General features: G+C 72.9%; 2 protein-coding genes. One reads left to right on the top strand and one right to left on the bottom strand.

Features of this window, described 5'->3' with window-relative positions:
* The first annotated feature begins 330 nt into the window (after nucleotides 1-330).
* Entirely contained in the window at nucleotides 331-621 is a 291-nt protein-coding gene (locus AC08OQ_RS13265; protein WP_476612081.1) for a hypothetical protein, read from the top strand.
* 57 nt (nucleotides 622-678) lie between these two features.
* On the opposite strand, the gene AC08OQ_RS13260 is transcribed toward AC08OQ_RS13265, so the two are convergent.
* Nucleotides 679-1710, bottom strand: coding sequence for a site-specific integrase (locus tag AC08OQ_RS13260; RefSeq protein WP_476612085.1), 1032 nt, complete (start codon nucleotides 1708-1710; stop codon nucleotides 679-681).
* Nucleotides 1711-1949: the final 239 nt, after the last annotated feature.

Raw genomic sequence — 1949 nt, 5'->3', positions numbered from 1 at the left:
TTTCATTTCGACTCCATTGACCCTCCGGATACGGCATGATCCATCGCGTAGGAGGATATGAATGCACGGCGGTTGCCGCATTCGGCATCGGCGTCGACCTCCCTTGGTCCGGTGACGAAGCATCTTGCCACGCATTCCTTGCGTTGAGTAAGAAGGGTGCATGCAGGCCAGGACTCGATCCACGCCACCTTATTGCCCGGTACCGCCGGTCCAGTGAACAGGCCCAGGCGCCGTGCTATTCGACACCCGCTTCCCGAGGAGTATCCTGCGATGAATCATCGCCGCCCGCGTCGACGACGCCGTCGGGACAGGCGCGAGCACCCGCGTCCGTTGCTCCTTCGCCTGCCGGGCGGCGCCCGCCGCGAGAACCCGCGCGCCGCGGTGGGCGCGCCGGCGAGGCCGGACTCCCCGGTCGCCGGGGACCGTCACGGCGAATCCGACGGGCATCGTCGGGTCGGTGGGCATCGTCGGGCCGGTTATGCCGCATGCACGATAGTCGCGGTCGCCGGCGGGGGCGCGCTGCTGCGGGCGGGGCTGGTCAGCGCCGACGGGCTCGTCGTCCAGCTATGGGGGGTCCTGGTCGCGTTGATCGTCGACGGCTTCCTACGGAGTCGACGGTGATGGCCGCGGCCACGGGACGGCAACAGGCCGGTCGGGTTCGATCCAGGCCGGTCGGGTTCACAGCCCGACGCGGCCGGAGGGGTTGTCGCGGTCGAACAGCCGTCCGGCGCGGACGTAGCTGTCGAGCGACGCCGAGGAGCGCCACCGGCCCTGGCGCATGATCGACCGGTCGGCGACACCGGCGCGGGCGGCGGCGGTGGCGAACCCGGAGCGCAGCGAATGCCCGGCGAAGTCGGCCGGGTCGAGTCCGGCGGCGGCCACCCGGCGCTGCACGATCCGGGCCACCGAGCCCGGGTAGAGCCGCCCCGGCGCGACCTGCCCGTGCCGGTTGACCGCGCGGAACGCCGGCCCGTCGGTCAGCGCGGCGGCGCCCGCCCAGGCCCGCCAGGCCCGTACCGGGCAGGTCGGCCGGTAGGAGCCGTAGGCGACGCCGACCAGGGCACCGGCGGCCTCCTGGTCGGTCTTCGACGCCCGGATCGTCAGGACGACTCCGTCGGGGGTCTCGAGCAGGTCGGCGACGTCGAGGCCGACGAGTTCGGAGCGGCGCAGGCAGCCGGCGAACCCGATCAGCAGCAGTGCCCGGTCGCGGACGTCGGCGAGGTTGTCGTCGCGCAGCCCGGCGACGACCCGGGCCAGCAGGGAGGTGTCCAGCGCGGTCTTGCGGTCCGGGCGGACCCCGCGGGTGCGGCGGATACCGTCCCAGACGGCGCAGACCTCCGGTGCGCTCGCCGGGTTGGGATGGCGACCGAGCTGGTGGGAGACGGAGATCGCGGCGAGCCGGCGGCGGATCGTCGAGGGCTTGTACCCGGCGTCGGCGAGCGTGGCGAGGTAACCGGCGACCGTCGCCGGGGTCGCCGGCAGCGGGCACAGCGGCACCGTCTGGCGTTCACACCAGGCCCGGAACTGGCGCAGGTCACTGTCGTAGGCCCGCCAGGTCGCCGTGGAACGCGCGGCGCGGGCGTAGTCCCCTACCCGGGCGAGCAGATCGGCGGTGAGCTGCCCGTCGGTGCCCGGCGCCAGGACCGGCACCGGCGGCTGTGCCGCGCCGGCGGAGCCGGCCGGTAGCGCACGGGGGCCGGGGATCGGCATGGTGGCCTCGTCGTTCACCACCGGGGCGTCCGGACATCCTGGAACATCGAGACCCACCCTAGTCCGCCGCGGCTCGCCCGGGATCGTGGACGGGCTCCGAGGCACGCGGTGTGAAGCTCAGCGGCGTCCTCGGCCGCCCGGCGGGGAACCGGTAATAGCCGTCACCGGTACGCCGTCGCCTTGGCCTCAACAGCACTTGACTTCAACAGCGATTGAGCTTCTAGGGCCTGTTTGGGAAG

The sequence above is a fragment of the Frankia sp. CcCS3 genome, assembly GCF_977927575.1.
The sequence above is the reverse complement of the archived record's forward strand: the minus strand, read 5'-3'. Positions and strand labels throughout refer to the sequence as shown.